Source organism: Halopseudomonas salina (assembly GCF_008641105.1).
Genome location: NZ_VTTI01000002.1, coordinates 174,618 through 197,863, shown reverse-complemented (window position 1 = coordinate 197,863; position 23,246 = coordinate 174,618). Strand labels below are relative to the sequence as shown.

Annotated in this window: 19 protein-coding genes; 12 read left to right on the top strand and 7 right to left on the bottom strand. The window is 55.7% G+C overall.

Features of this window, described 5'->3' with window-relative positions; translation table 11 throughout:
* Positions 1-37: 37 nt before the first annotated feature.
* Positions 38-3,745, bottom strand: coding sequence for a translocation/assembly module TamB domain-containing protein (locus FZF01_RS04345; protein WP_150276928.1), 3,708 nt, complete (start codon positions 3,743-3,745; stop codon positions 38-40).
* Positions 3,742-5,454: an autotransporter assembly complex protein TamA gene (locus FZF01_RS04340; protein ID WP_150276927.1), complete on the bottom strand. Its 1,713-nt coding sequence runs from the start codon at positions 5,452-5,454 to the stop codon at positions 3,742-3,744. The genes FZF01_RS04345 and FZF01_RS04340 overlap by 4 nt, the downstream gene beginning before the upstream one ends.
* A gap of 118 nt (positions 5,455-5,572) precedes the next feature.
* Between FZF01_RS04340 and xthA the strand changes: the two genes are divergently transcribed.
* Positions 5,573-6,388 carry an exodeoxyribonuclease III gene (gene xthA, locus FZF01_RS04335; RefSeq protein ID WP_150276926.1) on the top strand — a complete coding sequence of 272 codons (816 nt, stop codon included), beginning with the start codon at positions 5,573-5,575 and terminating at the stop codon, positions 6,386-6,388.
* A gap of 80 nt (positions 6,389-6,468) precedes the next feature.
* On the opposite strand, the gene clpA is transcribed toward xthA, so the two are convergent.
* Both clpA and clpS read right to left on the bottom strand, forming a co-directional pair.
* Positions 6,469-8,736: an ATP-dependent Clp protease ATP-binding subunit ClpA gene (clpA, locus tag FZF01_RS04330; protein WP_150276925.1), complete on the bottom strand. Its 2,268-nt coding sequence runs from the start codon at positions 8,734-8,736 to the stop codon at positions 6,469-6,471.
* 34 nt (positions 8,737-8,770) lie between these two features.
* Complete coding sequence (gene clpS, locus FZF01_RS04325; protein ID WP_150276924.1) at positions 8,771-9,133, bottom strand: ATP-dependent Clp protease adapter ClpS; 363 nt, start codon at positions 9,131-9,133, stop codon at positions 8,771-8,773.
* A 216-nt stretch (positions 9,134-9,349) separates the two neighbouring features.
* Here clpS and cspD point away from each other — a divergent pair, with 216 nt between their 5' ends.
* On the top strand, positions 9,350-9,622 hold the full coding sequence (cspD, locus tag FZF01_RS04320; RefSeq protein ID WP_150276923.1) for a cold shock domain-containing protein CspD: 273 nt from the start codon (positions 9,350-9,352) through the stop codon (positions 9,620-9,622).
* Between the two features lie 78 nt (positions 9,623-9,700).
* On the opposite strand, the gene icd is transcribed toward cspD, so the two are convergent.
* Complete coding sequence (icd, locus tag FZF01_RS04315) at positions 9,701-10,960, bottom strand: NADP-dependent isocitrate dehydrogenase (protein ID WP_150276922.1); 1,260 nt, start codon at positions 10,958-10,960, stop codon at positions 9,701-9,703.
* Positions 10,961-11,317: 357 nt separating this feature from the next.
* Between icd and FZF01_RS04310 the strand changes: the two genes are divergently transcribed.
* The 10 genes from FZF01_RS04310 to FZF01_RS04265 all read left to right on the top strand — a co-directional run bounded on the left by FZF01_RS04310 (position 11,318) and on the right by FZF01_RS04265 (position 21,496).
* The gene (locus tag FZF01_RS04310) at positions 11,318-11,752 is read left to right on the top strand and encodes an NUDIX hydrolase (RefSeq protein ID WP_150276921.1); all 435 of its coding nucleotides are present in this window, start codon (positions 11,318-11,320) and stop codon (positions 11,750-11,752) included.
* Between the two features lies 1 nt (position 11,753).
* Positions 11,754-12,884 (top strand): tRNA 2-thiouridine(34) synthase MnmA, encoded by a 1,131-nt coding sequence (mnmA, locus tag FZF01_RS04305; RefSeq protein WP_150276920.1) that lies wholly within the window; start codon positions 11,754-11,756, stop codon positions 12,882-12,884.
* Positions 12,881-13,501 (top strand): high frequency lysogenization protein HflD, encoded by a 621-nt coding sequence (gene hflD, locus FZF01_RS04300; protein WP_150276919.1) that lies wholly within the window; start codon positions 12,881-12,883, stop codon positions 13,499-13,501. The genes mnmA and hflD overlap by 4 nt, the downstream gene beginning before the upstream one ends.
* Positions 13,494-14,372: a DMT family transporter gene (locus FZF01_RS04295; protein WP_150276918.1), complete on the top strand. Its 879-nt coding sequence runs from the start codon at positions 13,494-13,496 to the stop codon at positions 14,370-14,372. Before hflD ends, FZF01_RS04295 begins: the two co-directional genes overlap by 8 nt.
* Before the next feature lie 51 nt (positions 14,373-14,423).
* On the top strand, positions 14,424-15,794 hold the full coding sequence (gene purB / locus FZF01_RS04290) for an adenylosuccinate lyase (RefSeq protein WP_150276917.1): 1,371 nt from the start codon (positions 14,424-14,426) through the stop codon (positions 15,792-15,794).
* 30 nt (positions 15,795-15,824) lie between these two features.
* Positions 15,825-17,000, top strand: a complete 1,176-nt coding sequence (locus FZF01_RS04285) for a ribosomal protein uL16 3-hydroxylase (protein ID WP_150276916.1) — start codon at positions 15,825-15,827, stop codon at positions 16,998-17,000.
* Positions 16,993-18,003 (top strand): GNAT family N-acetyltransferase, encoded by a 1,011-nt coding sequence (locus FZF01_RS19730; RefSeq protein WP_150276915.1) that lies wholly within the window; start codon positions 16,993-16,995, stop codon positions 18,001-18,003. Before FZF01_RS04285 ends, FZF01_RS19730 begins: the two co-directional genes overlap by 8 nt.
* Positions 18,000-18,812, top strand: coding sequence for a secretin N-terminal domain-containing protein (locus FZF01_RS04275; protein ID WP_150276913.1), 813 nt, complete (start codon positions 18,000-18,002; stop codon positions 18,810-18,812). Before FZF01_RS19730 ends, FZF01_RS04275 begins: the two co-directional genes overlap by 4 nt.
* Before the next feature lie 482 nt (positions 18,813-19,294).
* Positions 19,295-20,890: an isocitrate lyase gene (locus FZF01_RS04270; RefSeq protein WP_150276912.1), complete on the top strand. Its 1,596-nt coding sequence runs from the start codon at positions 19,295-19,297 to the stop codon at positions 20,888-20,890.
* A 165-nt stretch (positions 20,891-21,055) separates the two neighbouring features.
* On the top strand, positions 21,056-21,496 hold the full coding sequence (locus FZF01_RS04265; protein ID WP_150276911.1) for an acyl-CoA thioesterase: 441 nt from the start codon (positions 21,056-21,058) through the stop codon (positions 21,494-21,496).
* A 75-nt stretch (positions 21,497-21,571) separates the two neighbouring features.
* Here the strand turns inward: FZF01_RS04265 and FZF01_RS04260 are convergent, their stop codons facing one another.
* Both FZF01_RS04260 and sigX read right to left on the bottom strand, forming a co-directional pair.
* Positions 21,572-22,534 (bottom strand): OmpA family protein, encoded by a 963-nt coding sequence (locus FZF01_RS04260; protein WP_150276910.1) that lies wholly within the window; start codon positions 22,532-22,534, stop codon positions 21,572-21,574.
* Between the two features lie 92 nt (positions 22,535-22,626).
* Positions 22,627-23,211 (bottom strand): RNA polymerase sigma factor SigX, encoded by a 585-nt coding sequence (gene sigX, locus FZF01_RS04255; protein WP_373286445.1) that lies wholly within the window; start codon positions 23,209-23,211, stop codon positions 22,627-22,629.
* Positions 23,212-23,246: the final 35 nt, after the last annotated feature.

The window sequence follows — 23,246 nt, the reverse complement described above, 5'->3', positions numbered from 1 at the left end:
CATGGCAAATGACCGCCCGACATCCGCCGTGGCGGCCCTAGAAATCGATACGGTAGAAGAAATCCAGCGAACTGGCAAAGCCGCTCACCGCCTCAAGATATAACCTGCGAGTCAGATCATAGCGTATAGCCAACTGATTCGCCTGATCGAACACCCCGACACCATAACGCAGGCTGAGCTTTTCCGTAATGTAGCCCGCTGCGACAACTTGTGTCGAAATACCTGAGCCCTCGGTTTCCAGCTGAAAATCCTCTATGCCAAGTGTATTGGCCAGATTCTTGGCAAGCGGGGCGCCACCGGCCATGCCCAGAGCCAAGGCTGCCTGACCTACCAGGTTGCTGTCGCCGCCATCTGCTCCCAGGGGGCGACCCAGAATCAAATAGGCCAGGGCTTGCTCCTGGGGCATGCCTGGTTCGGAGAAGACTTCGGTCTGCGGCGCCTCGGCACGCCCGGTCAGGCGCAAACCGGCGACGACGTCGTCAACGCGCCGAATGGCTTCAATGTTAAGAAAGGGCTGTGAAATCGGACCGGCAAACAGAATTTGTGCCCGGCGCAGGCTGAGCCGCTGACCATAGCGCCGGAAACGGCCATCCAGAATATTCAGATCGCCGGTCGCATTCATATCTTCTTCGACCATGATGCGCCCGCTCAGACGCCCGCTCAGGCCGAAGGCCGAAAAGCGCAGCTGATCACCCACTGCCAGTTGTATTCGTGCGTCGATGTCCAGCGGTGGAGCTTGATCTTCAGGTTCTTCACCGACAATAACCACGTCCGGAGACAGCCTCACCGCCTGTTCGGGCAATTCACGTACAGTAATATCACCCTCAGGGACTGCTATCTCGCCCCTGACTCGCAGCTTGTTGTCAGCCAGCGTTACCTGCAGATCCGGGCTGACACGCAGGTCGGCGTAGGGTTCCACAATGACTGGTAGCCGACTGCCCTTCAAGGCCAGATCAAGATCAAGTTCCGGAGCCCAGGTGATGGAGCCAGTGAGACTCCCCTCGCCCTCATCGCCACTGGTCCACTGGCCATCCACCACAGCTCGCTGGCCATTGATATCAATCTCGACTTCAAGCTCCTCCAGGCTCACGGGCAGCTCGGGCCCGCTGACATGTCCTTCGACCAGTTGCAGCCTTCCGACTATCTCCGGTTGACGCAAGGCTCCGGCAAGCCTGCCGCTGCCACTCAATTCACCACGCAGGGTGTCTACCTGAGGCAGGAAAGGCCTCAGGATATTCAGTTTAAGGCCTTCGATATTGTACTGACCGGTGAGAATCTGCTCGCCTACCGGATCATCTACATCTGCCTGGATATCCAGCGTCCCGAAGCCTTCGCTGGCCAACTGGATACGACTGCGAGCGATGCCAGCTCGCATCTGGGTGTTGATATCCAGAAGATCGTAGGGAAACGCCAGAGTCTGTTCCGCTTCAGTAATCGCCACCATGCCGTCGACACTACGCAAGCTCAAGTCAACGACAGGTTCCCCGCCCACCGCCTGCTTGAGTTCGAGATTGGCATTGAGGTCCGCGTTCCAGGCAAAGCCCTCGGGAAGCAGATCCTCGAGCGAAGACAGGGAAAAATCGGTCAACGCAACATCGAGCTGGCGATCGGGCAACAGGCGTTGCTCCCCGTTGAAACACAGTCGCGCTTGCGCATGCCGCCAGCAGTGCTCGGCAATGCGTAACTGAGCGGGGTCAAGCCGGTATGTCAACCTGGCTGCGTCAACCAGCTGCCAGTCCAGCACACCATATTCGATGTCGGCACTGCTGAGCAGTCCCTGCCAACGATCATCACTCAATGCGCCCCGTAATTCGGCATCAATACCGGCGATACCGTTTTCCAGCTCGACTGCAAGTCGATGGGCCGCACGGTTGCCCTTTAAGGTCAGTGACAGATCGCCAATTCGGGTGTCGCCGCTGCGAATCTTCAGGGCGGTCAGAGTCAGATCACCAGGCATCGCCTCGGACAGAGTCACCTTGCCTTTCAGCGTCAGGTCCGCAATGCGTGACCCTTCATAAGCCAGACGCTCGCCACGCAGGTCAGCATCAATTATTGGCGCTGTCTGCCGCCCGCTGGTGTTGATATCACCATTGAGTGCACCGCCAAGTCCCGGCCAGAGCGTAGCCAGCTCAGGCATCCGCACATTTAACCGGGCGTCGATGTTGTCGCTGATTCGCCCGCTACCCGTAACGCTATTGCGGCCCTGGCGAAAGAGCAGATCCTCCAGCACCCAGGAATCCTCTCCCTTGCTCACCGAGCCAGTCAGTTCCAGGGGTCTGGCCCGTAATGTGCCTTCCAGCGCCCATTCGGCATCCAGCTCAAGTTGCTCGTTCACCAGGCTGCCGGTAGTGGCAACCGTTCCGTTCAGGTCCCCTGGAAGATCGTCTACGAAGGCGCCAGGGTCGATACCTTCGAGCACCATACGGGCATCCCATGCCAGGCCATTGACCAACTGCAAGATGCCGGTTGCAGTGGCGGAGCCAGCCTCGGTGATCATCTCAGCCGAAGCCACACGTATTTCGTCCGGGTTTCCGGATACGGCCATGCTCAGATCGACATTCTGCCCGGCCACACCAGATAGTTGTGCGTGCAGATTGCCCTGGCCCTGCATGTCACGCAGAGTGGCGTCAATCGATAGCTGCTCGAGTTGAATTTCACCGGTTTCCTGCGGATATAGCCACTGCCACGGAAACTGAGCCAGATCGAGCTCGACCTCCCCAACAAGCTGTTCTTCCCAACTGGCGCTACCGGTCAGCGCCACACGGCGAGTTGGCTGCTCGACGACGGACAGCGCCAACATCAGATCTTCCATTCCTGTCATGTTGATGATGGTAGCCAGATCAAGCTCTATGTCGCCGCCCTCACCAGGCAGGATGGCACCGCCGGTAATTCGATACCCCTCCTCCATATTGCCCTGCGCGTCCAGTGACGACTGGCGGATAACAAGCTCTCTGGGCAATTCCACAGGTACAACAAAACGATCGCCCCGCCACGCGAGGGTAGCCGGCATCTGCGGGTCGAGGGGTTGCAGCTGTGCGCTCAGGCGTCCTTCCAGGAAGCCTTTGCTGGCAGCTTCGACATCCAGTTCAGTAACACTTCCGCCCAGACGCAGATCAAGCGCCCAGGGCTGTTGATCGACCGGGGGCAGGTTCAGCAGTGCATGGATCTTCAGTGGCCAACCATTGACCAGCCGGATGTCGCCGTTCATTTGCCAGTCAAGATCGGGACCTGTGCCGGTAAAGCGATGAATGACCAGTTCGGAGTCACGCAGATGCGCTGCCAGCTCGATATTGGTCAGTAGAGGTTCATTGGAGTTGACGTACAAACTACCGACACGGAGCTGCTCGATCTGAACGCCAACCGGCAACCGGATATCCGGCAGCGTGATCTGGGTACGCTCCACCTGCTCCTCATCCGTTGGCTGCGTCGTCATCTGGATGCTGGCCACATCCAGTTCATCGACGCAAAAACGCGCACCAAAAAGACATTCGGGCGACCAGGCAAAGCGGACATCCTCAACCACAACCTCGATCCCCTGGTCACGCCAGACTATGCGATCGAAATCCCAGCCCCGCCACAGCTGCCCCTCCTCAAGCCCAAGTTCCAGTCGGGGTTCAAGCCCCTGTATACGCTCGAACAGCCAGCGATTGACTGACTCGTTCATAAGCAACAAGGCCAACAGCAAAGGGATGAGCAGCAGTACCAGCAAGCCTCTGAACAGTACCTTGAGGACGAACAGCATCATAGTTCCGGCCCCATGGAAAAGTGGATACGGAAGCCCTCATCCGAGTCACTGATGGACTGAGCGAGATCCACCCGAATAGGACCTACCGGAGATACCCAGCGAATACCCACGCCGACACTGGTCTTGCGAGCCGCAGCGAGGGAGTCCATGGCGTTGCCATGGTCTACAAAGGTAGCCGCACGCCACTTGGGAATGAATTCGTATTGATACTCGAGACTGCTATCGAGCAAAAACCGGCCTCCGACTCGCTCGCCGGAATCATCGGTCGGCGACAGGCTACGATAGTCATAGCCTCGCACCGACTGATCGCCGCCGGCAAAAAAACGTAGCGAGGGTGGGATCTGTTCAAAATCATCGGTATATACCGCGCCCAGACCGACCCTGGCTAGAAACCGGTGGTTTTCCTCAAACGTATACAGGCCTTTGGCTGTGGTAAAGACACGAGCGAAGTCGACATCCGACACTACCCCTTTCTTTGCTCCTTGCAGGTCCAGCATCAGACTGTAGCCCCGACTTGGATCAATTCCACCGACGCTTTTTGTGCGCTGGAAAGACACCCCCGGGATAAGGAGTGTGCTCTGTCCGGAGTCATTACCCAGGCTAAAGCGTTCATGCTCCAGACGCAGACCGGCGATCCGCTCCCATCCACTGTCCAGCAGCTTTTCATGCTGCGCCCCGACGGTGAAGCTCTGGCTCTCGATATCATCTATATCTTCGTTCTGCCATCCACCAAAAAAGCGCACTGAATTGGTTTGGGGGTGTGTCAGCGGAATCTGGTAATAACCGGTTAACGCTTGTCGGGGCAGGGAAAGCTCGAGTTCCGCTCCACGTTTGTGGCCACGGGCATTGACCCAATGCTCGGTCCAGCTGATGCGCCCTCGTGCACCCACGTCGGTTGAATAACCCGCGCCCAGCCCGAGGGAATGCGGCTTACGTTCAGCAATCTGCACCTCAACCGGGATAAGCCCTTCCTCGGCCCGTGAGGCCGGCGCTGAAACCAGGACATTCTCAAAGTATCCGCTGGCAAGCAGATCTCGATTCAGTTTGGCAAGAAGGTCGGCGTCGTATGGCGCACCGGTCCGAAAATCCACCATACGCTGCAGCAGGTTGTCGTCGAAGGGAGTTTCGGAAAAGACAACGTCGCCCAAACGGAAGCGCTCGCCAGTCTGGTAGACCAGCGTGATATCGGCGACGTTGTCTTCGATGTTGACCAGCAGGCGCTGCTGGCTGAATTGGCCCGAAAAATAGCCAAAGCGCAGGGCCTGATTAGCCATGTAACTCTTGATCGCTTCGTAGTGACCATGGTGCAACACGTCGCCCGGTTGCAACCGCCCTCTCTGGGCCCCTTGCAGATCAAAAGGTTCGGTTCCCATGCCGGCCCCTTCGACGCGAATATCCACTTCCCTGAGTCGGACAGGCTCACCCAGCTGCACTTCCAGCACCAGGACCGGGTCAGTCCGGTTGCCCGTTATTCGATGGGTGATCTCGGCCTGGTAATACCCCAACGCCTGCGCGGCATCAATCGCCTGCTCCTTGCTGTGCCCGGCTAGTCGCTCCATCTCGCGCCTTGTGGAAGCTTCCACTTCACCGACAAAGGCTTGAATATTGTCTTCTACCTGCTCATTTTCCGGCTCGACATTCACTTCGAGGCCGGCATGCGCTGCCATGGAAAAAAAGGTCAGCAAAATCAGCAGTAACGGACGAAGCATGTAGTTTTTCCAGCGACAAATAGGCCAAAAGTGATGCTAACATGCTGGCTACCCATGTCCGGCACAAGATACATCTTCTTACAGACCGGCACCCGGTCCAACCTGAACAGGATGAGCAATGAAATTCGTTTCCTTCAATATCAACGGGCTAAGAGCCAGACCTCATCAACTGAAGGAAATAGTCGAACGACATGCGCCTGATGTGATCGGCTTACAGGAAACCAAGGTCGACGATTCCATGTTTCCCCTCGATGACGTTGCTTCCCTTGGATATCACGTTCATTTCCATGGCCAGAAAGGCCACTATGGCGTTGCCCTGATGACCCGGGAAAAGCCCCTGTGGGTGAACAAGGGCTTTCCGGGGGACGGTGAGGACGCGCAAAAGCGCATGATAAGCGCCGCCATAATGAGTAAGAATGGTGAGCAGACGGTCATCTTCAACGGTTATTTCCCTCAGGGTGAGAGCCGCGATCACCCGCTAAAGTTCCCTGCCAAGACGCGCTTTTACGCCGATCTGCAGGCCCATCTGGAGCAGCAATTCACTCCGGATCAGCGTGTCGTGGTGATGGGCGACATAAATATATCCCCTGAAGATATCGACATTGGCATAGGGGCGGATAACGCCAAACGTTGGTTGCGCACAGGTAAGTGCAGCTTCCTGCCAGAAGAGCGTGAATGGCTGAAAAAACTGAAGGACTGGGGGCTGATTGATACATTTCGCCACCTGAACCCGAACGTAGACGATCGTTTCAGCTGGTTCGACTACCGCAGCCGCGGATTCGAGGCTGATCCAAAGCGCGGACTGCGTATAGATCTGATCATGGCAAGCAGGAACCTGATCGAACACTGTGTGGATGCTGGCGTTGATTACGATATACGGGGGATGGAAAAGCCATCTGATCACGCTCCGGTCTGGGCCGATTTCAAGGACTGACTACCAATACGAAAACAGAAAGGCCCCGCTTTAGCGGGGCCTTCTTTAACCTGAACAACCAGCTACTCGAAATTAGGCGCTCAGGCCATTTCCTCCTCAAGCACGTCGAGCACCAACTCGTTGTCCCTGCAGCTGATGTTGACGGTACCGCCATGATCTGCCAATTCCCCGAACAGGATCGCCTCGGCCAGAGGCCGTTTGATCTTGTCCTGAATTAGCCGCGCCATAGGGCGAGCTCCCATCAATGGGTCATAGCCATGTTCGGCAAGCCAGTCTCGAGCCCTTTCATCGACCTCCAGAAGAACATGCTTATCTTCCAACTGGGCTTGTAGCTCGGTAAGAAACTTGTCGACGACGAACTTGATGCTGTCATGGGTAAGACGTCCGAACTGGATAATGGTGTCCAGGCGGTTACGGAACTCCGGCGTGAAGGTTTTCTTGATCACTTCGGAGGCATCGGTACTGTGATCCTGCTGAGTAAAACCAATTGAAGCACGAGCCATCGATTCCGCCCCGGCATTGGTAGTCAACACGATGATCACATTGCGGAAATCCGCCTTACGCCCATTGTTGTCCGTCAGGGTGCCGTGATCCATTACCTGCAGCAGCAGGTTGAAAACCTCAGGATGTGCCTTCTCGATTTCGTCGAGCAAGAGTACACAGTGAGGATTCTTGGTCACGGCCTCTGTCAGCAGACCACCCTGATCGAATCCCACGTAGCCCGGAGGGGCACCGATGAGACGCGATACCGTGTGCCGTTCCATGTACTCGGACATGTCAAAACGCAGCAACTCGACGCCAAGACTCTTTGCCAGTTGCCTGGTAACTTCTGTCTTGCCAACACCCGTTGGACCCGAAAACAGGAAGGATCCCACCGGCTTGTCAGCGGATTTAAGCCCGGCACGAGACAGCTTGATGGCTGAAGCCAGCGAATCGATGGCCTCATCCTGGCCGAAAACCACTAGCTTCAGGTCGCGTTCCAGATTCTTCAGTAGCTCCTTGTCACTGGAAGAGACATGCTTGGGAGGAATACGCGCGATCTTGGCAACGATGGCTTCCACCTCTGCCACGTCGATCACAGCCGGACGCTCCGAAACAGGCTTTAGCCGCTGATAAGCGCCCGCCTCGTCAATCACGTCGATGGCCTTGTCCGGCATATGTCTGTCGTTGATATAACGTGAAGCGAGTTCCGCAGCAGATCTGAGCGCTTCATCGGTATAACCAATGCCGTGGTGGTCCTCGAAACGGCTTTTCAGGCCCTTGAGAATCTGAATGGTATCTTCCACAGAGGGTTCGATCACATCCACTTTCTGGAAACGCCGTGCCAATGCCCGATCCTTCTCGAAGATACCGCGGAACTCCTGATAGGTCGTTGAACCTATACAGCGCATTTCGCCGGATGTCAGCAGCGGTTTGAGCAGATTCGAGGCATCCATGACACCGCCCGAGGCAGCACCAGCACCGATAATCGTATGGATTTCATCAATGAAAAGAATGGCTTGCGGCCGCTTCTTGAGCGCCTTCAGAAGTGCCTTGAAGCGCTTCTCGAAGTCCCCCCGATATTTGGTCCCCGCCAACAGCGCGCCCAAGTCCAGCGAGTAGACAACCGCTTCAGAGAGAATATCGGGCACCTCACCATCAACGATACGCTTGGCAAGACCCTCGGCAATGGCGGTTTTACCCACGCCGGCTTCGCCTACCAGCAGCGGGTTGTTCTTGCGGCGGCGGACCAGAATCTGCGCGACACGTTCCACTTCGTGGGCGCGTCCTACCAATGGATCAATCCGCCCCAGCCGTGCCTGCTCATTAAGGTTAGTGGCGTACGCATCGAGGGGATTGGTATTGCCAACCGTCTCGCCCCCCTCGTCATCAATACTCTCGCTGTCCGGCGGAACCTGATCAGCTTCCCCGCCCACTTTGGAGATCCCATGGGAGATGAAGTTGACTATGTCGATCCTGGCAATCTGCTGCTGCTTGAGAAAGAAAACCGCCTGGCTTTCCTGCTCGCTGAAAATAGCGACCAACACGTTAGCGCCACTGACTTCACCCTTTCCGGAACTTTGAACATGGAAAACCGCCCGTTGCAAAACGCGCTGAAAGCCAAGCGTGGGTTGGGTTTCACGTTCATGATCCTGTTTCGGGATCAGCGGCGTGGTGGAGTCGATGAATTCGACCAACTCCCGGCGCAGGCGCTCGATATCGGCACCGCAGGCCCGCAAAACATCTATGGCGGCGTGATTATCCAGCAACGCGAGCAACAAGTGCTCTACGGTCATGAACTCATGCCGCTTGTTGCGCGCTTCCTTGAACGCCAGATTCAAGGTGATCTCGAGATCTCTATTGAGCATGGTGCCACCTCATCATGCGGCCGTGGCCGCTTTGTTACGCTTCCCGTTCAATCTGACATATCAACGGGTGCTGGCATTCCCTGGCATATTCATTGACCTGTGCGGCTTTGGTCTCCGCGATATCGCGGGTAAAGACCCCACAGACCGCCTTTCCTTCAGTATGGACCCTCAACATGATCTGTGTAGCTGCCTCTCGGTTAAGAGAGAAAAATGTTTCAAGCACTTCTACGACAAAATCCATCGGGGTGTAGTCATCATTCATCATGACGACCTGGTAGCGTGAAGGCGGTTTGAGCTCCGGCTTGCTGGTCTCCACCGCCAGACCGGAGTCATCCTCGTGTTCTGGATCGTCCGGTCTCTGGTTCAAGGTTAGTTGATAATTGGTCATTGCAAACATGAGAAACATCGCTGATTACAGGCTATTGGATAAAAGCCCGGTGACAAACTGTGAGCTACTACTCAGCTTGCCAGAGGCTGACTTGACTTACTTTGATTCAGTGTTAAAAAGTGTAAACGAGCATTGCACGGCGGTCATCTGTTACCACTACAGCGCCAAGCAGCTCAACACCGCGAACACAAAACCCCCAACCTGGGGCAGCACGAGGGATGTGGCATGCAATACGGCAAGGTGAAATGGTTCAATAACGCCAAAGGGTTTGGCTTCATTATAGCCGAAGGCCGGGATGAAGACCTCTTTGCTCATTACTCAGCAATTCAGATGGACGGTTACCGGACTTTGAAGGCCGGGCAACCCGTTCGGTTCGAGATTATTCAGGGCCCCAAGGGGCTGCATGCGGTCAATATTCAGTCACATGAGGTGGCGGAGCCCGGTATTCGTCCCGAGAGTGAAAGCAGAACAGAAGAGGCACATGCCGCGCAACACTGACTCCCCTTGGAGGCCAGAAAGCAGAAACAACAAGGCCGGCATTAGCCGGCCTTGTCATTATTGCACTGCCTGGGTATTTCAGCCCATGCTGGCAATCATGTCGTCACCAAACTCGGAGCACGAACGCAGCGTAGCGCCGTCCATCAAACGCTCGAAGTCATAAGTAACCGTCTTGTTGGCGATTGCGCCTTCTGTGCCCTTGATGATCAGGTCAGCAGCTTCAATCCAGCCCATGTGGCGCAACATCATCTCGGCAGACAGGATCAGTGAACCGGGGTTTACCTTGTCCTGACCAGCATACTTGGGCGCAGTGCCGTGGGTAGCTTCGAACATGGCCACGGTGTCAGACAGGTTTGCACCCGGAGCGATACCAATACCGCCAACTTCTGCAGCAAGCGCGTCGGACAGGTAGTCGCCGTTCAGGTTCAGGGTGGCGATCACATCGTAGTCAGCCGGACGCAGCAGGATCTGCTGCAGCATCGCATCGGCGATCACGTCCTTGACTACGATATTGCGGCCAGTTTTCGGGTTCTTGAATTGCATCCAGGGACCGCCATCAAGCAATTCGGCACCGAACTCGTCACGAGCCACTTCGTAGCCCCATTCCTTGAAGGCACCTTCGGTGAACTTCATGATGTTGCCCTTGTGCACGATCGTTACTGACTTGCGGTCATTGTCTACGGCGTACTGCAGTGCTTTCTGTACCAGCCGTTTGGTGCCTTCCTCGGAAACCGGCTTTACGCCAATACCGCACATGTCGCTGAAGCGGATCTTGGTTACGCCCATCTCTTCCTGCAGGAACTTGATCACCTTCTTGGCTTCAGGGGTGCCGGCCTTGAATTCAACGCCTGCATAGATGTCTTCGGAGTTTTCACGGAAGATGACCATGTCGACGTCGCCCGGCTTCTTCACGGGGCTAGGTACGCCGGTAAACCAGCGAACCGGACGCTGACACACATACAGGTCAAGCTGCTGACGCAGGGCAACGTTCAGGGAGCGGATCCCGCCACCTACCGGAGTAGTAAGGGGGCCTTTGATAGAAACAACATAATCCTTTACTGCATGCAGGGTCTCTTCCGGCAGCCAGGTATCCTGATCATAGACCTGAGTAGCTTTCTCACCAGCAAAAACCTCCATCCAGGAGATCTTGCGCTTGCCGTTATAGGCCTTCTCAACTGCTGCGTCGACTACCTTCATCATCACTGGTGAAATATCGACGCCGATCCCGTCTCCCTCGATGTAAGGAATAATCGGGTTGTCTGGCACGTTGAGGGACTGGTCGGCGTTTACGGAAATTTTGTCGCCGCTAGCCGGCACCTGGATCTTTTGGTATCCCATTGTTGACTCCGTTAAGTTGTCGTTGTCATGAATGATCCCGCGGGGTAACCCGAGATCAGAGAATACGGTAGTACTGATGGCGCACATTGTTGTAGTTTTCCTACAAAAAGTCACGCCCTTTTCGGTGGATAGGCGAGTTCTTCATTATCTGGAAACACTCTTTACGCCCTTTTACCAACCTGTCGGCAATGTCCGGCCTATTATGTAGTGTCACTACATAGCCACTACTTGTCCGTGTTCAGGAATCCTAGTCTTTTTTACCACCAAATCCAGTCAGCTCATACCATCGGACGGGTAGTGTGTTTCACCTCTGCTGTAGATATAGGCTAACCTATGCACCCTGCTCAGGAGCCCTACATGCGTTTCATACCCCACGTGACTGTTGCCACCATAATCGAGAATCAAGGCCGATTTCTGATGGTAGAGGAACACCGTGACGGGCGGCTAGTTTTAAACCAGCCAGCCGGTCATCTGGAAGAAGACGAAAGTCTTATTAACGCTGCCAGGCGCGAAGTTCTCGAAGAAACCGGCTGCACTGTCGAGATTACCAGCGTGCTGGGTATCTATCTATTCAAGGCCGCCAATGGCATCTGTTATCAACGCAGCTGCTTTGCGGGTCAGTTGCTGGAGGAACATCCCGAGATGGAGCTGGACGAGGGAATTGTTCGTGCACTCTGGATGACGCTGGACGAGGTGCGCGCACGCAGCGCGGACCTGCGCAGCCCCCTAGTATTGGACTGTATAGTCGACTACATCACCAAGCCTCATCATTCACTGGACCTATTTCGTTAAGATGACTATCTCAGCTAGCAAATCACCTGCCCAGACCCGCGTGATCGTCGGTATGTCTGGAGGTGTGGATTCATCCGTCTCTGCAGCCCTTTTGCTTGAGCAAGGCTACCAGGTTGAAGGCCTGTTCATGAAAAACTGGGATGAAGACGACGGCACCGAATACTGCACCGCCCGCGAGGACCTGGATGATGCCCAGGCCGTCAGTGATCGCCTGGGCATCAAATTGCATACCGCCAATTTTGCCGCTGAGTACTGGGACAACGTATTCGAGCATTTTCTGGAGGAATACAAGGCTGGCCGCACACCCAACCCCGACATCCTCTGTAACCGGGAAATCAAGTTCAAGGCGTTTCTCGATTACGCCCTGATGCTCGGCGCAGACCTTATTGCCACCGGCCATTATGTGCGTCGTGACGAACAGAACGGCCAGACTGTGCTGTTGCGTGGCCTGGATACCAACAAGGATCAGAGCTACTTCCTGCACGCGGTCGGTGCCGAACAGATCACGCGCACACTCTTTCCGGTAGGTGAACTGGAAAAGCCCGAGGTGCGGCGTATCGCCGAAAAGTACGAACTGGCAACCGCACGCAAGAAGGACTCCACCGGTATCTGTTTCATCGGCGAGCGTCGGTTCAGCGACTTTCTCAAACAATACCTTCCGGCCCAGCCCGGTGATATAGAAACCACCGAAGGTAAGGTTATCGGCAGACACCACGGCCTGATGTATCACACCATAGGGCAGCGTCAGGGTCTGGGTATCGGCGGTCTGCAGGGCGCGAGCGATGACCCCTGGTACGTTCTGGACAAGGATCTGCAGCGCAATGTGCTGGTGGTCGGCCAGGGGAATGATCACCCTCGCCTGTTTTCCAGCGCGCTGGGCTGCTCGGCCATCTACTGGGTCAATGAACTCGAGGTATCCGCGCCGTTGCGCCTGACTGCCAAGGTCCGCTATCGCCAGCCCGACCAGGACTGCACACTCGAGCGGACAACCGACGGCTACCTGATTCGTTTCGATGAACCTCAGCGCGCCGTGACTCCGGGACAATCCGTGGTGCTTTATCAGGGCGATGTCTGCCTGGGTGGTGGCGTGATCGAAACCGCCGTTCCGGCATTTGATAAGGACGCAGCATGACCAACGCCGAAGAGCAGGTAATAGCCCTTGGTGCGATTTTTGAAGCAGCCATTCAGGTGGACAAACTGGCGCGCACCGGTCAGGTCAGCGAAGGCCCGGTCACCTGCCTTCTGGGCAGCATCCTCAATCGCTCCCCTGATGACGTCATCGCAGTCTACGGCGGATCTCACCACGACATCCGCCGTGGTATCCAGGCCCTGCAAGCCATGCTTGAGCGTGATACCGCGTCCCTGCAACGCGATGCCTTGCGTTACAGCATGAATCTTCTGACCCTGGAACGGCAATTGAGCAAACGCGACGACATGCTCAGCGTGCTCGGTCAACGACTTGAGCAGGCCAACTCACAGGTTGAACATTTCGGCATCATGCACGACAACGTTGCAGCCTCGCTCGGAAGTATTTACCAGGACACCCTCAGCACACTGCGGCTACGCATTCAGGTGCATGGTGATATGCGCTACCTGCAGCAGCCGGATATTGCCAACCGGATCCGGGCCCTGCTTCTTGCGGGAATCCGCTCTGCCAGGTTGTGGCGGCAGCTCGGGGGGCATCGTTGGCAGTTGCTCATCGCCCGCAAGAAACTACTGGAAGCCACCCGGTCGGTACTCAATGGTTGAGCTGGTCAGGCTTGACCAGCCACGCAAAGGTGCGATTCTGCTGGCGTGCTCAGCGCTTATGTTTGCGCTGATGGGTATCCTCATACGCGAAGTATCAACCACGGTAAATAATGAAAACGTGGTGTTCTTTCGCAATCTGCTCGGCGTGCTGTTCTTTCTGCCAATGATACTGGTCAAGGGCTTCGGCCCCTTCCGTACCCACCACCTGCGCAGCCACTTTCTGCGTACTTTCTTCGGCCTGGGCGCCATGTACTGCTTTTTCTATGCAATCGCCCACCTGCCCCTGGCCGACGCGATGCTGTTCACCTACGCCGCGCCGGTATTCACACCACTCCTGGCCTGGTGGTGGCTTCGCGAATCACTGACTTTACGCATGATCTTCATGGTTCTGCTGGGCTTTGCCGGCGTGTTGCTGGTCGCCAAACCCTCGGGAGCGCTGTTCGACCCCAACGCTCTTGCCGGCGTGGGAGCCAGCTTGCTCGCGGCCTGTGCCTTTGTATCCATCCGCGCAATGAGCAATACCGAGCCGGCCACCCGGATCGTATTCTATTTCGCCCTGTTCTCCTCTTTGTTGTCAGCCATTCCTTTGCTCTGGGCCTGGCAACCCCTGGACTCCAGACAGCTGGGCATGCTGGTGGCAATTGGCCTGGTGGCCACTGTCAGTCAGCTACTGATGTCACGTGCCTACAGCCTCGCACCGCCCGGAAAAATCGGGCCCCTGAGCTATCTGGCGATTGTCTTTTCCGGCATTTTCGCCTGGTTCCTCTGGGGTGAGATGCCCGGTCTTTCTTCCTGGATTGGCGCCGCTCTCATATTTGCCTCAACCATGATCAGCATCTTCCTGCCCGGCACCCGGGCCAAAGCCGGCTGATCTGGTGTATCATCTGGCGTTTTTCCGCCCCATCTTTTGACGAGAAAACCTATGCAACTCTCCTCCCTGACCGCCGTATCCCCGGTTGATGGCCGTTACGGCAGCAAGACAGCCAGCCTGCGCCCTATTTTCAGCGAATATGGTCTGATCCGTTTTCGCGTTCAGGTCGAGGTGAGGTGGCTACAATGCCTGGCGGCCCATCCGCAGATCCCCGAGATCGGTCCCTTTTCGGATGAAGCAAACGCCCTGCTCAATAAGCTGGTCGACGATTTTCAGCCTGAACATGCCGAGCGCATCAAGGAAATCGAGCGCACGACAAATCACGACGTGAAGGCCGTTGAGTATCTGCTCAAGGAACAAGTGGAAAGCCTGCCCGAGCTCAAGGCAGTGAATGAATTCATCCACTTTGCCTGCACCTCCGAGGACATCAACAATCTGTCCCACGCGCTGATGCTCCGCGCCGGTCGCGATGACGTGATGCTTCCGTTGATGCAGCGCATTGCGGACGAGATCCGCACCCTCGCTGTAGCCCACGCCGACGTGCCCCTGCTGTCGCGCACCCACGGCCAACCTGCCTCGCCCACAACCATGGGCAAGGAACTGGCAAACGTGGTCTACCGTCTTGAGCGTCAGATCAAGCAGATCGCGGCCGTCCCCCTGCTGGGCAAGATCAACGGCGCCGTAGGGAACTACAACGCCCACCTGTCGGCTTATCCGGAGATTGACTGGGAAGCCAACGCCCAGAGCTTCGTGGAAGAAACCCTGGGACTGGACTTCAACCCCTACACCACTCAGATCGAGCCGCATGATTACATCGCCGAGCTCTATGATGCCACCGCGCGCTTCAACACCATTCTGATTGATTTCGACCGTGATATCTGGGGCTATATTTCCCTGGGATATTTCAAACAGAAAACCATTGCCGGCGAGATTGGCTCTTCCACCATGCCGCACAAAGTCAACCCGATCGATTTCGAGAATTCCGAAGGTAACCTGGGGATCGCCAACGCCATTCTTCAGCACCTGGCCAGCAAACTTCCTATCTCCCGCTGGCAGCGCGACCTGACCGACTCCACTGTGCTGCGTAACCTGGGTGTTGGTTTTGCCCATAGCTTGATCGCCTATGAATCAACTCTCAAGGGAATCAGCAAGTTGGAGCTAAATGCTCAACGTATTGCTGATGATCTGGATGCCACATGGGAAGTACTTGCCGAGCCTATTCAGACCGTCATGCGCCGTTATGCCGTGCCGGATGCCTATGAGAAACTCAAGGAACTGACGCGCGGCAAAGGCATTACACCCCAGGCGCTGCAGGAATTCGTCGATACACTGGAAATACCGGAACAAGCCAAGACTGACCTGAAAGCCCTTACGCCTGCCAACTATATCGGCAGTGCTATCGCTCAGGCGAAACGGATCTGACGGCTTCAATCACTCAACAAGGTCTGACCCATGTCTCTGCCGCACCCTACCGCCCTGCTGGGCGGCATAAGCCCGGACGTTTTTCTGCGCGAATACTGGCAGAAAAAACCCCTGCTCATTCGTCAGGCCTTTGTAGAGCTGGACAACCCCCTTTCGCCCGATGAGCTGGCCGGGCTGGCTCTGGAAGAAGAGGTCGAATCCAGAATTGTGCTGACCCAGGGCGCCACCCCCTGGGAACTCCGCCGCGGCCCATTCAGCGAAGACGACTTCAAGACCCTGCCCGAGCAGAACTGGACTCTGCTGGTCCAGGCTGTGGACCAGTTTGTGCCGGAAGTGGCAGAGCTGATGAAAGCGTTCATTTTCCTGCCGACCTGGCGCCTGGATGACGTCATGATCAGCTATGCGGCCCCTGGTGGCAGTGTAGGGCCGCATTACGACAACTACGACGTTTTCCTGCTGCAAAGCCATGGCCGCCGCCGGTGGAAGATCGGCCAGAACTGCGATGATCAGAGCCCCTTGCTCGACCATCCCGATCTACGCATTCTCAGTGACTTCCAGGAGCTGCAGGAGTATGTACTGGAGCCAGGCGACATGCTCTATATTCCGCCTGGCGTAGCTCATTACGGAATAGCCGAGGATGAGTGCATGACCTGCTCCGTCGGCTTCCGGGCGCCCAGCCACCAGGACATATTGCTGCATTTCACTGACTTTCTGGGTCAGTATCTGGGTGACAGCCAACGCTATGGCGATCCAGATGCCACACCCGTCGCCGACCCGGCCGCCATAGATGATCAAAGCATCGAACGACTCAAGAACATTGTCCTTGAGTTGGTCAACGACAAGTCCGCTTTGGCCGCCTGGTTCGGCAGGCACATGACTGAGCCACGCTACCCAGAGCTGATCCAGCCACAGGAGCTACCGGCCGGCACTCTGCTGGAGGAACTCCGCAATGGTTATGGACTGATGCGAAACCCCAGCGCCCGGCTGGCCTACCGTCTGGAAGCAGATGATCACCTGCTGCTGTTTGCCAGCGGTGAACACTGTCTGTTGCCAGCTACCCTGTTGCCTCTTGTTCAACTAGTCTGTAACAACGACTATTTTGATAGCGAAACCCTGCTTGGCTGGCAGGCTGACGAGGAGGCATGGACCCTGCTGGAGCAGCTATTGACTAAAGGGGACCTCCTGCTGGAGGGAGATGATGAATGAGATTGAAGTTCAGGTAGTTGACTGGCACACCACCGAGGCCCTGCGTGATATTCGCAGGGCCGTTTTCATTATTGAACAGCAGATCCCCGAATCGCTTGAATGGGATTCGGACGATCCCGTTGCCACTCATTTTCTTCTCACCTGTGATCAGGAGCCTGTCGGCACGGCAAGACTACTTGATGACGGTCATATCGGCCGGGTTGCCATCCTGCAAGAGTGGCGTGGCCGCAATCTGGGCGAGACACTCATGCTCGCCGTCATGGAGCACGCCCAGGCGCTCGGAATGCATACCCTGCTGCTCTCGGCGCAGAGCTATGCGCTTGAGTTCTATCGGCGGCTGGGCTTTCAGGTCTGTTCCGCGGAATATCTGGAAGCAGGTATTGCGCACTATGCCATGCGTCGCGACAACCCCTGCAACGACATGCCGCCCATTGAGTTCGTCTCCCCAGGGCGTTTCAGTATTCACAACCCGCAAGAGGCTGCGGCCGTCACGCGCGAGTTGAATCTGACCTGGCAACTGGGGGAGCATCGCGACCTTATAGAAATAGACGAGCAGCAGACACAGGACCATCTGCTCTGGATGCTTGCACAGGCCCGCCGCCGTGTATTCATCTATGCCGCCGATCAGGCCGTGTGGCTATTCAACAGGCGCGAGGTTATCGACGCGGTCGAGCAGTTGGTGGCTCGTCAACCCAAGGCCCGCGTTCAGATTCTGTTGCATGAAGCTACCAAACCTTTCCTCCAAGGCCACTCTCTGGTCAACCTGATGCACAGATTCCCCAGCTTGCTGCAGATTCGCAAACAGCATCCTGAACGCCTCAAGGGACCACAGGTCTATATGCTTGTGGATGACAGCGGGGTCCTGATGCTGCCGCGATCGATTCGCCGCGAGGGCTTCATCCGGTATAACAGTCCAGACCAGGTCAGACGCTGGCAGGGTACCTTCGAAGATTTATGGGCCAGCAGCCAGAGTGATTCTGCTATCAGGAGATTTCTGTTATGAAAATGCCAAAATGGCAACAAGCAGCTGCGCTCCTTCTCGCTCTGGCAGCGTCTGGCCCGTTGCAGGCGGCGCCACAAACCGAGATATTCAGCCTTGGGTACAGCATGGCCGACAGCATGATCCCGGCCATTCAGCCCATGCTCGGCGAAGACGAGCGCGTGTCTGCCTATGGCAATCAGCTGATTGTGCGCGCCGAACCAGAGCGGCTGGAAGAGATACGCACCCTGCTCGCCAACCTGGATCGCAAGCCAGCGCAAATCAGAATAAGCGTAGCCAACAGCGGCAGCGCATTGAGCGGCGATCGTGGCTTCCAGATTAACAGCCGTGTTGAAACCGCAGCGGGCGATATCGTTGTAGGTGACGGCAGTAATCAGACACGCATCATTCGCCGTGAGACACGGGGTCAGAATGATGGAATCCGTCGTCTAACGGCGAGTGAGGGTTATCCGGTGCTTATACAGTCGGGTCAGAGCGTTCCTCTGACCAGCACTGCTACGGATGTATATGGACGGGTCGTCCAGCAAACCCAGTACCGCAACGTGACGCAGGGTTTTTATGCCACGGTAAGACTCAATGGCGATCAGGCTACAGTAATCCTTAGTGCCAATAATGATCGCCTTAACCCGAATGACAAGCGCATCGTAGACGTTCAACAGGCTGATACCGTGGTCTCCGGACGCGTCGGGGAATGGATCAGTATTGGGGGCCTGGGCGACACTGCGCGCAGCAACGACAAAGATATCGGCCGACGCACCACCACCCGCAACCAGAATGACAGCAGCATCCGGTTGATGGTCGAGCGTCTGTAACAGGCTTCAAACCTACCTCAAGTTCGTGTAGTTGGTCGAAAAAATCACTACACGCGATTGACTTATTGCCAACCAAGTCGCATCATTGCGTCGCTCCCGCTAGCCAGAGATTCCGAAAGGATTTCTCCGGACCGCATCCCTAACCATCGGATCGGTCAGTGTCTCAACAGCCCACAAGGCAGTTCGACGAGGTTGCGACTGGAACGAAGTTGTCCTGAGGGACGGGGAAGCGATTTAGCGTCAGTCTGAATGATTGAAATACCACTGCTCTGCCCTGGGAATACATCCTTTTCTCCTGGCAAACGCGACCACGTTCGCGATAGCAGCTGCAATCGTTCACCTGCTCATACCCCTCCTCATGGTTCATTTCTTTCAGTCCTGTTCAGACGCGCAGCGGTGCACCGCCCATGCACGACCTTTAGCATGTGGGTTTTGGGTGGAATATTCGTGCTCAACCAAACGCAAACTTTGAAGGATTGACCATGTCAGCTTATCAAAACGACATCAAGGCCGTAGCCGCGCTGAAAGAAACTGCCGGTAACAGCTGGAGCGCTATCAACCCAGAATCCGTGGCTCGCATGCGCGCCCAGAACCGCTTCAAGACCGGCCTGGAAATCGCCAAGTACACTGCCGCCATCATGCGCAAGGACATGGCCGAGTACGACGCCGACACTTCCGTCTACACCCAATCACTGGGTTGCTGGCACGGCTTCATCGGGCAGCAGAAGCTGATCTCGATCAAGAAGCACCTGAAGACCACTAATAAGCGTTATCTGTATCTGTCTGGCTGGATGGTTGCCGCCCTGCGTTCCGACTTTGGCCCGCTGCCTGACCAGTCCATGCACGAAAAGACTGCTGTTTCCGGCCTGATCGAAGAGCTGTACACCTTCCTGCGCCAGGCTGATGCACGTGAACTGGACCTGCTGTTCATGGATCTGGACGCCGCCCGCGATGCTGGCGACAAGTCCAAAGAAGCTGAAATTCAGACCAAGATCGACAACTTCGAAACTCACGTTGTGCCGATCATCGCCGACATCGACGCCGGTTTCGGTAATCCCGAAGCCACATACCTGCTGGCCAAGAAAATGATCGAAGCTGGTGCTTGCTGCATCCAGATCGAGAACCAGGTTTCCGACGAGAAGCAGTGCGGTCACCAGGACGGCAAGGTAACTGTTCCCCATGAAGATTTTCTGGCCAAGATCAACGCTGTGCGTTACGCGTTCCTTGAGCTTGGCGTTGATGACGGCGTCATCGTTGCTCGTACCGATTCGCTGGGTGCAGGCCTGACCAAGCAGATCGCAGTAACCAAGGAGCCGGGCGACCTGGGTGACCAGTACAACTCCTTCCTGGATTGCGAAGAAGTTTCTGCTGCCGACATGAAGAACGGCGACGTCGTTCTGAACCGTGATGGCAAGCTGCTGCGTCCCAAGCGCCTGCCAAGCAACCTGTTCCAGTTCCGCGCCGGCACTGGCGAAGACCGTGTTGTTCTCGACTGCATCACCTCCCTGCAGCATGGCGCCGACCTGCTGTGGATCGAGACCGAAAAGCCTCACGTTGGCCAGATCGCCAAGATGGTTAACCGCATCCGCGAAGTGATCCCGACTGCCAAACTGGTTTACAACAACAGCCCGTCCTTCAACTGGACCCTGAACTTCCGTCAGCAGGTATTCGATGCCATGGCTGAAGAAGGCAAGGACGTTTCCGCATACGATCGCGCCAAGCTGATGAGCGTCGAGTATGACGAAACCGAACTGGCTCAGATCGCTGACGAGAAGATCCGCACCTTCCAGGCTGACGGTTCACGTGAAGCAGGTATCTTCCACCACCTGATCACTCTGCCCACTTACCACACCGCTGCGCTGTCTACCGACAACCTGGCCAAAGGGTACTTCGCAGATCAAGGCATGCTGGCATACGTGAAAGGCGTTCAGCGCCAGGAACTGCGTCAGGGCATCGCCTGCGTCAAGCACCAGAACATGGCTGGCTCCGACATTGGTGACAACCATAAAGAGTACTTCGCTGGCGAAGCGGCTCTGAAGGCTGGCGGCAAAGACAACACCATGAATCAGTTCGGTTGATAACCATCTGATTGGACTTCGGTCCAGGTGTTTGGAGAAAGGCCACCCTCGGGTGGCCTTTTTTATTGCCACACGTCTGCTTCGGGTGTCTCGACCACAACATCTTGAGTACAATGCGCGCTGATTTTTGCTTCAGCCCTCCCCGACGTTAAAGGTTCTCTCCGCATGGCACGTCTTGAACTTGAATTCCCAGACAATCAGTTTTACTTTACCACTCAACTGACGGTACGCATCACCGACATAAATGCCGGCAAACATCTGGCCAACGACTCGATGGTATCGATGATCTCCGAAGCCCGGGCACGCTTCCTGTACCAGTTCGGCATCGAAGAAGTCAGTGATATGGATACCGGCATCATCGTCACAGACCTTGCAACAACCTACAAACGCGAGGCTTTCGCCAGGGATGCGCTGATATTTGAGGTAGGCATGATGGATCTGAACAAATACGGTGGAGATATCATTTTCCGCATCACCAAGGCGATAGGCGGCGAACTGGTTGCCCTTGCCAAGTCCGGCTTTGTGTTCTACGACTTCACCACGTCAAAGGTCGCACACATGCCGGAAGACTTCCGCCTGCGCTTCCCCGGCGTCAATTACATCTAAAAGCGATTTTGTCGCCAGCTCAAACATAAAAAAACCCGGCCGAAGCCGGGTTTTTTTGTACTACAGATTGAGTTCTTAGCGAACTTCAACCTGAGTTTCGACGTCAGCTTCAACGCGACGGTTCATCTGACGACCTTCGTCAGTAGAGTTGTCAGCGATTGGACGCTCTTCACCGTAGCCAACGGAGTTGATGCGTGAAGCCTCAACACCTTCGTTGATCAGAGCTTGACGTACTGAAGCAGCGCGACGCTCGGACAGACCCTTGTTGTAAGCATCGGAACCGACCGAGTCAGTGTGACCTTCAACGGTAGTAGTAACCGAAGGATAGGTCTTCATGAATTCAGCCAGGCTGTTGATGTCGTTACGGTACTCAGGACGGATGCTCGCCTTGTCGAAATCGAACTTGACGTCCAGCTCAACGCGAACGTTCTGCATCTCAGGCGCAGGCTGTGGAGCCGGAGCAGGTGCAGGTGCCGGAGCAGGTGCCTGGGCAACAGGAGCCGGTGCACCACCGAAGTTCAGACCCATGCCAACGCCAGCCATCCACTCAACTTCGCTGGTGTCGATGGCGTACATGCCATCAACGCCAGCTTTCACGTAGAAGTTTTCGCTGAGGTAGTTTTTCACGCCAGCACCGACCAGTGCCATGGTGGTGCGATCGTCGAAGCTACCACCAACGCCGTCCAGTTCCTGGTGACCCAGACCACCGGAGAGGTAAGGACGGATAGCGCCTTCACCGAAGTGGTAAACAGCTTCCAGAGTCATCAGACGGCCGTCGATATCTTCACCGGTAACGTCAGACTCGAGGCTGTCACGGTAAGTACCCAGGTTAACGTTCAACAAAACATCATCGGTGAGGAACGTACCAATGCCGCCGCCCACCAGAGTGCCGTCGCTCATGTCACGGTAGCTACCTGTGAAGTAGCGCTTGGCGAACGCTTCCACTTCAACTGAACCGGCGCTCTGAGCCATGACAGGCATGGCAGAAGCAGCGATCGCGGCACTAACAACGATACCCAGAGTGTTTTTCAATTTCATTAGTAAATCCCCATCAATCCGTTTAGGACGTTAACTTGCGTAAAACTCACGCTGGAGTATAACAGAAATAATGAAAAGCAAATAAAAACCGTTCAAAAAGGATTATCAAGGTGTGATCTGAGTTTCTCTAATGCTCTTTTGTATCGCATCTTAGTTGCACTTAGCCCCATCCGCATGATGTCCGCTATGTCCTGAAACTCCAATTCGGCTACAAAACGCAAAACAAGTATCTCGCGATCCACCTGATTAACATGCACCAGCCAGCGATCCAGACTGATCCGGTCGGTCACCTGCACTGCATCCAGCTCCGGGCTTTCTTCTTCCTGCGGATCCAGACTCAGCGCATCGAGCAACCGACGCTTGCGCTTTTCCTTGCGATACTGCGTGATGCACTCGTTATACGTAATACTGTAAAGCCAGGTTTTGAACTTTGCTTTTCCCTCAAACTGACGCAATCCATGCAACACCTTGAGCATAACCTCCTGACAAACATCATCAGCGTCACGCTCATTGCCCAGATAACGGGCACACACGTTGAACAACGTGCGCTGGTAACGGCGCATCAGTTCCTCATAGGCAACAGTAGTATGGAAAAGTTCCCGGTTCGCTCGCTCAACCAGCTCCTCATCCGTGAGCTCGAGCGGATTGTAGCGCGCCGTCTTATTTTGACTGGTCAAAATACGCTTTCACCACGGTGAGTGATTTGGTGGGT

What these genes read in the sequence shown, in the direction of transcription:
- FZF01_RS04345 (WP_150276928.1), bottom strand. Translation starts at nt 3,745, where the DNA reads ATGATGCTGTTCGTCCTCAAGGTACTGTTCAGAGGCTTGCTGGTACTG.
- FZF01_RS04340 (WP_150276927.1), bottom strand. Translation starts at nt 5,454, where the DNA reads ATGCTTCGTCCGTTACTGCTGATTTTGCTGACCTTTTTTTCCATGGCA.
- xthA (WP_150276926.1), top strand. Translation starts at nt 5,573, where the DNA reads ATGAAATTCGTTTCCTTCAATATCAACGGGCTAAGAGCCAGACCTCAT.
- clpA (WP_150276925.1), bottom strand. Translation starts at nt 8,736, where the DNA reads ATGCTCAATAGAGATCTCGAGATCACCTTGAATCTGGCGTTCAAGGAA.
- clpS (WP_150276924.1), bottom strand. Translation starts at nt 9,133, where the DNA reads ATGTTTGCAATGACCAATTATCAACTAACCTTGAACCAGAGACCGGAC.
- cspD (WP_150276923.1), top strand. Translation starts at nt 9,350, where the DNA reads ATGCAATACGGCAAGGTGAAATGGTTCAATAACGCCAAAGGGTTTGGC.
- icd (WP_150276922.1), bottom strand. Translation starts at nt 10,960, where the DNA reads ATGGGATACCAAAAGATCCAGGTGCCGGCTAGCGGCGACAAAATTTCC.
- FZF01_RS04310 (WP_150276921.1), top strand. Translation starts at nt 11,318, where the DNA reads ATGCGTTTCATACCCCACGTGACTGTTGCCACCATAATCGAGAATCAA.
- mnmA (WP_150276920.1), top strand. Translation starts at nt 11,754, where the DNA reads ATGACTATCTCAGCTAGCAAATCACCTGCCCAGACCCGCGTGATCGTC.
- hflD (WP_150276919.1), top strand. Translation starts at nt 12,881, where the DNA reads ATGACCAACGCCGAAGAGCAGGTAATAGCCCTTGGTGCGATTTTTGAA.
- FZF01_RS04295 (WP_150276918.1), top strand. Translation starts at nt 13,494, where the DNA reads ATGGTTGAGCTGGTCAGGCTTGACCAGCCACGCAAAGGTGCGATTCTG.
- purB (WP_150276917.1), top strand. Translation starts at nt 14,424, where the DNA reads ATGCAACTCTCCTCCCTGACCGCCGTATCCCCGGTTGATGGCCGTTAC.
- FZF01_RS04285 (WP_150276916.1), top strand. Translation starts at nt 15,825, where the DNA reads ATGTCTCTGCCGCACCCTACCGCCCTGCTGGGCGGCATAAGCCCGGAC.
- FZF01_RS19730 (WP_150276915.1), top strand. Translation starts at nt 16,993, where the DNA reads ATGAATGAGATTGAAGTTCAGGTAGTTGACTGGCACACCACCGAGGCC.
- FZF01_RS04275 (WP_150276913.1), top strand. Translation starts at nt 18,000, where the DNA reads ATGAAAATGCCAAAATGGCAACAAGCAGCTGCGCTCCTTCTCGCTCTG.
- FZF01_RS04270 (WP_150276912.1), top strand. Translation starts at nt 19,295, where the DNA reads ATGTCAGCTTATCAAAACGACATCAAGGCCGTAGCCGCGCTGAAAGAA.
- FZF01_RS04265 (WP_150276911.1), top strand. Translation starts at nt 21,056, where the DNA reads ATGGCACGTCTTGAACTTGAATTCCCAGACAATCAGTTTTACTTTACC.
- FZF01_RS04260 (WP_150276910.1), bottom strand. Translation starts at nt 22,534, where the DNA reads ATGAAATTGAAAAACACTCTGGGTATCGTTGTTAGTGCCGCGATCGCT.